Genomic DNA, 6,318 nt, shown 5'->3' with positions numbered 1-6,318 from the left:
GGTTCTGCGTGCGGCTCTTCAAGCTCGCCACAATCGCATGACGATCAACCCCGTTGCCCACGTCACGAGGGCCGCGTAACATTCATTCCGGCAACGTCGGCCCGACCTAGTTCAACAGCGATCGGGACATCCCCGACGCTACGTCGCAAGGCTGCACAATGGATGGATCCGCGACTCAGGTGGAAATGCGATTGCATTCACCGATGGAGCATCTGGCGGCCCTCTTCCGCCGATGCGGTCAATCCCGCCAATAAGGAGCATTCCGAGTATTCCGCCGATTCGAGCGATCCCGTCAATTCCGCCCATTCCGACTATACCAACTCTCGCCTGGAGCGGGCTCACACCACATGATCTGTTTCTAAGATAAGCTCGGCGGAACGTGGCGGATACGCCGGCCTTCTCGGATGAGCTTCCTGACCAGCCCAAGTGCGCAAAAGCGCCTCCCCAAATTCGGAAGGGAGTTTCGCCGCGAAATCGATTCGAAAACAAAGCGAGAAGAACGCATGTTCAACCGCACTGCAGAATAGTGCAGCTTTACTCTTTTTTCGTTTTCGGACCGCGGGAAGAACAGGTGAAAGGCGGCTTCGCGCTAACCGTGCCAATTGCGGAGGTCATCTTCGGCGACCGCACACGGGCGCTCAGGACTCGGCAAGTGTCGCGCGCATCATTCCTTTTTCCGTAGCCGCCCGGATTGTCAATTTTTTGAACACGGTGTTCTACTGGAGGAACACCGGCGGAGGGATTTCATACTTAAACGGTTTTTTCGCTAAATTCCGGTGCCGAGGCCGCGGGACTGCATCGTCTCGCGGCCTCATTCATTTCCGTAGTTGAACGCCGGACAAGCCCCTCGGGACCGAAGTCGGGCCGCCTTCCTCCGGGTTGGGTCACTTCAGCGCGTCAGGTTGGCGCCTTGTCGCAACCCGTTCGGACAAACGGGATCCTGGATACGACAAGCGAACGCGATCCTGCCGTTGGTCTGAAGTCAGTCAGGACCAGGAGCGTCAGATAGTGTTGGGGCCGAGTGTCAGCTTTCAGACCAATGTCGACAACTTGACCCTACAGCCCCGCTACGAGGCGCCTGAAGAACCTCCGATTCTCGGTTCGGCACGGCCCTTGCTCGGTTCGGGGCAGCATCACCTATTACTCCAGACGCGGTGATGTTAGGGGCGGGCTCGGCGCCGCGTCGCCGCAAGCGTCTGGCCTGCCCCGCCGCTGCCGTGAGGCGATATGAAACAGGACGTTCGACCGGCGATCGGATTCGCTCACGCTCGCCGCCGCCATATCCTACGCGGGCACGAACACGAAGGGCGTATGGGCCACGCAATTAGTATCTCCCTCAGCGGGAGACGCGATCGCCATGCCCACGAGATCTTTGCTCCGGGCAAGTCAGGAAAAGTGTGCCCGCAGCTCCGAATCAGCCGCGTAGGCGAGGCTCGCGACTCGATATCGTCGCCTAAACGTCAATGCATGATCTCCAATCTCGACAAGCTAAAGCGAAGATGCAGACCGGAACGGTAGTCTCGTACAACGTTGAAAAGGGCTGGGGCTTCATAAGGCCTGATGACTGCAACGGTCAGGATTTGTTCGTGCACATGTCCGAACTTCGCAGCTGCGCAGGGGCTGATCTGGTGCCGGGCACACGCGTGACTTTCGAGTTTCGCTTCAACAAACAGCGCTCAAAGTACCAAGCGGCCAACGTCAGGCTAATCGATTGAGGTGCACGTATCCTGAAGCAGGTGTTCAAGATCATTTTCGCAGCGCAAAAGGTGGCGAGTTCGGCCGATGTGGCGGGCGGACGCCAACGCAGCCGACATATTCCGAAACGCAGCACTCGAGTAAAAATCTATCGACTCGTGGGAGCACAGATTTCACTCGAGTACTCTGGAATGCATCAGAGTCTCCTGAGGCAGTGAGCCTCGTTGTCGCAAAGGAGCGTGTGCTCCTCAGAATTCTTGATCCCGTCGGACAGAGGTCATGAGAGTAGGCGACAGAGCACGAGGTGCTGAAAACAATCAGTTTTTGAAGGGGGCCCCAGCGCTTTCGTTTCACCCAACAAACTCTAATGACGCATTAGATAACTAGGGAGGGTGCGCGCCTCCTGAAGGAAGCCGCGCACCAATGGCCGAACTGGAACTCTTTGAACCCGCCCATTTGGAAGTGTTGGACCAATGTGTTAGCCGTCTCCCCAACAACGTGCTGTCGGTCGGATAGTGGATATTGGTTTCCACCACCGTGGTATCAACGCGCATTTCGTTGCGGAAAAACTGCAAGTTCGGACGGGTTGGCCGTTGACGGGCAGCCGCGACGCTGATTCATTTTGGTGAATGAATCGCTCCCGAGCTCTGCAAACCCGCGAAAGGCTTGTTGCCAAGCTGCCGGTCACCGGCGAGCTTCTGCGCGGCTCATTGCTGGAGCGCACCGTTCGTCACAAGAGCGGCTGCCCGAAATGCGCGCGCGGCGAAGGACACCGATTCTGCGCTCGCTCCAAGGGCGCAGAATTTTGCGCCGAAAAGTAGTTTGGCGCCGGCCGCCTTGTGAGACTGCCGGCCTCCTGTGCAGTCCGTATCTGGCCGCGAGTGGATCGCTGAGGAGAACGCCGCCCAGGGATGCCCTGCCTGACCACGGTCCGGCGTGCGGCTTGTCCTGCCAGATGTGCCACAGCGCATTGTCGGTGCCACGGGCGAACACTTCGAGACGGCCCTCGCTGCTATTGACTCAAATCCTCACTATTCACCGTAGCAGCCCACATCTTGTTGGGTAGGAGTATGGGTAGGTGATTTTCGTTCGTCTGGATTACGAAGTGTCATCAATGGTTTAGAAGATCAGATATGGTCGGCCCCTGGGCACCAGCACCGCTTCTATATGGTGCTACATGGCTCCTCATAGCGGCCTAAAAACGTAATAGTTTGAGCTGCCTACCCATTGCATAGTGCTTCATCGTCGACGGTGACGGCACCTGAAATTCTGGGTAGGATTCTGGGTAAGTGCTCTGTGTAATGCAGGAGCCTACCCATGCTTACCCAAGTTGGCGTGCTGGCCGCGAAACCCCATGAGAAGCCCTACAAGCTCCCCGACGGGAATGGCCTCCACCTTTTGATTGAAACCAATGGGAGCAAGCTCTGGCGCTTTCGATATCAGATTGACCGGAAGGAAAAGATGCTTTCCCTGACCGTCGCTCTGTCTGTGGCGTGCATGTAGCTGTCGGGAGGAAGAGCGTCAGTAGGCACGCGCCGCTGGCGCATTTCGACTCCCTGCGGAGCGTCGAACAAAGGGCGGCAGGGAGTTCAGGACTCGCTTGCGCACCTTTGTCGTCGGCGGGGCTCAATGTCGTTGAATCTGCTGCATTTTGTGCCTCACACCGATCTTTCGCATAGGTCGCACAGAAAACCTTGGTGCGCCCACCTACCCAATTGTTCGTCGCCTTAGGCGGAACTAGACTGATCTGATAGGCAGGGGGAGCCAACATGCGGCAAGCGTTGTTTGCGATCTTGAATGCCGCGATCTTGTTGTTTCCAACGGTCGGCTATGCGCAATTCTATCCGCCGGGATTATGCGAATCGCTTGGAGCCGTACCCATAGCAGGGGGCGGCGGAACGGAGTGCCGTTGCCCTGACGGCTCGCTTGCCGGGTACCAGGGCTGTAGCGGCGCATCTCGATCTCAACCCCAACCTCAAGGAAACTATTGCCCCTCGGGAGGCATCTGCGCCTACGGCACAACGTGTTGCGGTAATCTCTGCTGCAACCAAGGCTCTAAATGTAGCGTCGCTGGGACTTGTATGCCTGAGCAGGCCAACGATTGCGGTGACGGGCATTGGTGCAGTTCGGGCACACAGTGTTGGAGAGCGCCAGCGAATATAGGCGCTATTCGACAGGGCGAGCTCAAGTGCGTAAATCCCAGTCAGGAAGCTGACCTTCAAAGGGCTCTGAACGAACAGCTCAAGGCGGATCGGGATAAGAAACTTGCGGAGGAGGAGGCACGACGCACCCGCGACGAGCGCAGCCGGATCGACGCGAGGAGCAAGGAAATTGAAAGGGCAGCGGGCGCTGCACGAAAGTCACTTGAACAAGCCAGTGTCGCGCAAAAGCAGGCAGCTCAACAGCTCCAGCGAGCTGCCGAGCAACGGCGGCAATCGGATTTGCAACGCCTACAGAAGTCGAATTACGAGGCGGTGCGAAGTCGCAAGCCCGAAACTTGCGCTGCAAAGCAGATCGAAGCAATGGCAACCGGATCTGACCCCAACAAGGTGCAGTGCGGCGGCAACGCCGATGCCTCGTCTCCCCGACCCGCCTTACCAAGTGCGCCAGCTCCCCGAGACAAGGTATGGGCCGAGCAGCTCGACAATTTGAAGCGCAACGCCGTCCGATTGCAACCTGAAGAGCGTCACTTTCCTCCGACGAACAAGGTCGCGGCGGTACCATCGACAGACAACAAATGCCGAACGACGTTCATGTGCGGAACGCCCCCCAAGCAGTACGCCTGCCCATGTACCATTGAGACACCATCTCTCCCAGCAACTGCAAAACGCATTGGAAGCAACGCCGGTGGCACGGGCCTCTCCTCTTCCGGGGGCATCGAATTTCAGGGCGGAAAGTTGGACAGTGCGTCAGTGAACATCGGGAAGTCGCAAACCTTTAGCTTGCGCGACGCACAAGGCCAACTCTTCGGCGTCAACACCCGTTTGGACGCCGTTCAATTGCAAGGCGCAGTCTCCGCCGGACTCGGCACCAAAGGTGCTGTCATTGAAGTTAAGGGCAGTGGCGCGCTCCTTCATGGGGAGGCGACTCGCGGTGGAACACGGGCGACAGGTGATGCCGGAGCTGCCGAGGTGCGCGCATCGGCAGGTCTCGGATTGCAAGGAGTCAACGCAGAGGCGGGGGCCGGAGCATATCTCGTGCGCGGACGCATCGATCAATCCTTCACATTGGCGGGCTTCCAGGTTAGCGGCTACGCGCAGGCTGGAATAGGCGTCGAGGCAAAGGCCGGTTTCGGTGTTGGCCCAAAGGATGATAAGATTCAGCTTGGCCTCGGACCGCTAGAACTTGGCATCGAGGCGTCTAGGAATTGATATGAGACGCGCCGCAACATTACTGATCTTCATGGCACTAATCGCGCTCACCGTTAGCGGTGTGTTTGTTGCGAGCCTCATTTTAGCGAAAGATGGTTTGACGCAAGGCATCAAAAGCGGGGCGCCTGCGAATACTGAGCCAACCCCCTCGGCGCAGTCCACGCTGCCAACCGACGCGTTCGGATACTTCGACTTTGCGAACGAAGCACGCGACTTTCGGGCCCGCGTCTATCTTCCTGAATCGCTCGGCCGCTGGTCCGTCGAAAACCCCTGGCGGAATGCAACGAGCAGCATCACCCAGACTCCCAAGGTGTATGTCGTGGCTGCATTTCAAGCAACCGATGTGCCGCAATTCCGAGGTTTTCTGCGAGTTGCGTATGATCTGCAAGATGCTGATTGCGGAGTTCTGTTCAGCCGCCTCGGCCAGAGCAACGGCCTCTCGCTGCAAAAATATACGGTCGACGATATCAACGGTACGGATGGCGGAAAGTTGTACATCTTCGATTTTTACGGCAAGCAAGAAAACGTCGCCGCGACGAGCAAGGTCATATGCGACAAGAAATCAGCAATGGAGCTTTTGATCATTGCGCCGAACATCGATAAGTACGCTCCCGCGGCCGCCCAAATGATCTCCACCGTCGATCTACATATACCTGCCTTACCGGCGAAGCCCTGATGACAGTACGAGCGCTACGACCGCCCACCCTGTAGCAACTCTACTCCATATGAACGGTGGACGGATTCCAGTTACGCAGCTCTAGCAATCTCGAACGATAGGCTTCAGCGATGCAATCGGCATCGCTTCGACATTGGCGTCGTAGCGCAAGCCATGTTCCCTGCTCTTGTTGCAACAGGCGGCTATCCGCCTGCGCCAAGCCCGCCTGCCGCTGCCGGAATGCAGCGTTGAGCTCCCGATCCAAAGTAACCGGTATGAGCTTCCACGTCTGCGGTGATCAGCGGGCGCGTGCGTAGCGGATCGGCATCCAGTATTGGCGCATGGCCTCGACAGCCGCTGGGATATCGAGGTGGGCATTGCGGAGAAAGTCCCCGGTCTCGTGACCCTGTCGCGGCGGTCCGAGAAGCGGACGGCCCTGATCATCGCGACAGTGCAGCAGAATGGGCCGAAGCAGGCCGTGATTGACGTTGCTGGCGTCCAGCAATGGCGCCCACGCCGCTATCCTGAGCCGCATCGCGGCATAGAAACCTTGGCACCAGGGACGCGGATCGACGTCGCCATGGGGGTTGCGCCGGT

Annotated in this window: 6 protein-coding genes and 1 pseudogene; 5 read left to right on the top strand and 2 right to left on the bottom strand. The window is 58.1% G+C overall.

Translation table 11 applies throughout. From position 1 onward, the window contains the following. Positions 1 to 148: 148 nt before the first annotated feature. Positions 149 to 367 (top strand): annotated as a pseudogene (locus K289_RS53320) (4-fold beta flower protein); the annotation flags it as partial. Positions 368 to 1,463: 1,096 nt separating this feature from the next. Continuing rightward, positions 1,464 to 1,715 carry a cold shock domain-containing protein gene (locus K289_RS53315; RefSeq protein WP_051311346.1) on the top strand — a complete coding sequence of 84 codons (252 nt, stop codon included), beginning with the start codon at positions 1,464 to 1,466 and terminating at the stop codon, positions 1,713 to 1,715. A gap of 664 nt (positions 1,716 to 2,379) precedes the next feature. Here K289_RS53315 and K289_RS53310 read toward each other — a convergent pair. Then, positions 2,380 to 2,688, bottom strand: a complete 309-nt coding sequence (locus K289_RS53310; protein WP_084788952.1) for a DUF346 domain-containing protein — start codon at positions 2,686 to 2,688, stop codon at positions 2,380 to 2,382. A 324-nt stretch (positions 2,689 to 3,012) separates the two neighbouring features. On the opposite strand from K289_RS53310, the gene K289_RS0140260 reads away from it, so the two are divergent. From K289_RS0140260 to K289_RS0140250, 3 genes are all read left to right on the top strand, one after another. Beyond that, a complete protein-coding gene (locus K289_RS0140260; protein ID WP_027556479.1) occupies positions 3,013 to 3,198 on the top strand; it encodes an Arm DNA-binding domain-containing protein in 186 nt (61 codons plus the stop codon). 578 nt (positions 3,199 to 3,776) lie between these two features. Continuing rightward, positions 3,777 to 5,066: a hypothetical protein gene (locus tag K289_RS48125; protein WP_027556478.1), complete on the top strand. Its 1,290-nt coding sequence runs from the start codon at positions 3,777 to 3,779 to the stop codon at positions 5,064 to 5,066. 1 nt (position 5,067) lies between these two features. Next, on the top strand, positions 5,068 to 5,742 hold the full coding sequence (locus K289_RS0140250; protein ID WP_027556477.1) for a hypothetical protein: 675 nt from the start codon (positions 5,068 to 5,070) through the stop codon (positions 5,740 to 5,742). Between the two features lie 277 nt (positions 5,743 to 6,019). Here the strand turns inward: K289_RS0140250 and K289_RS49960 are convergent. Then, on the bottom strand, positions 6,020 to 6,318 hold a 299-nt coding region (locus K289_RS49960; protein WP_027556476.1), incomplete at its 5' end, for a UPF0149 family protein.

It is taken from the genome of Bradyrhizobium sp. Cp5.3 (assembly GCF_000426265.1).
In the GTDB taxonomy this organism is placed as follows: domain Bacteria; phylum Pseudomonadota; class Alphaproteobacteria; order Rhizobiales; family Xanthobacteraceae; genus Bradyrhizobium; species Bradyrhizobium neotropicale.
This window is presented reverse-complemented; position numbering and strand designations above follow the sequence as displayed.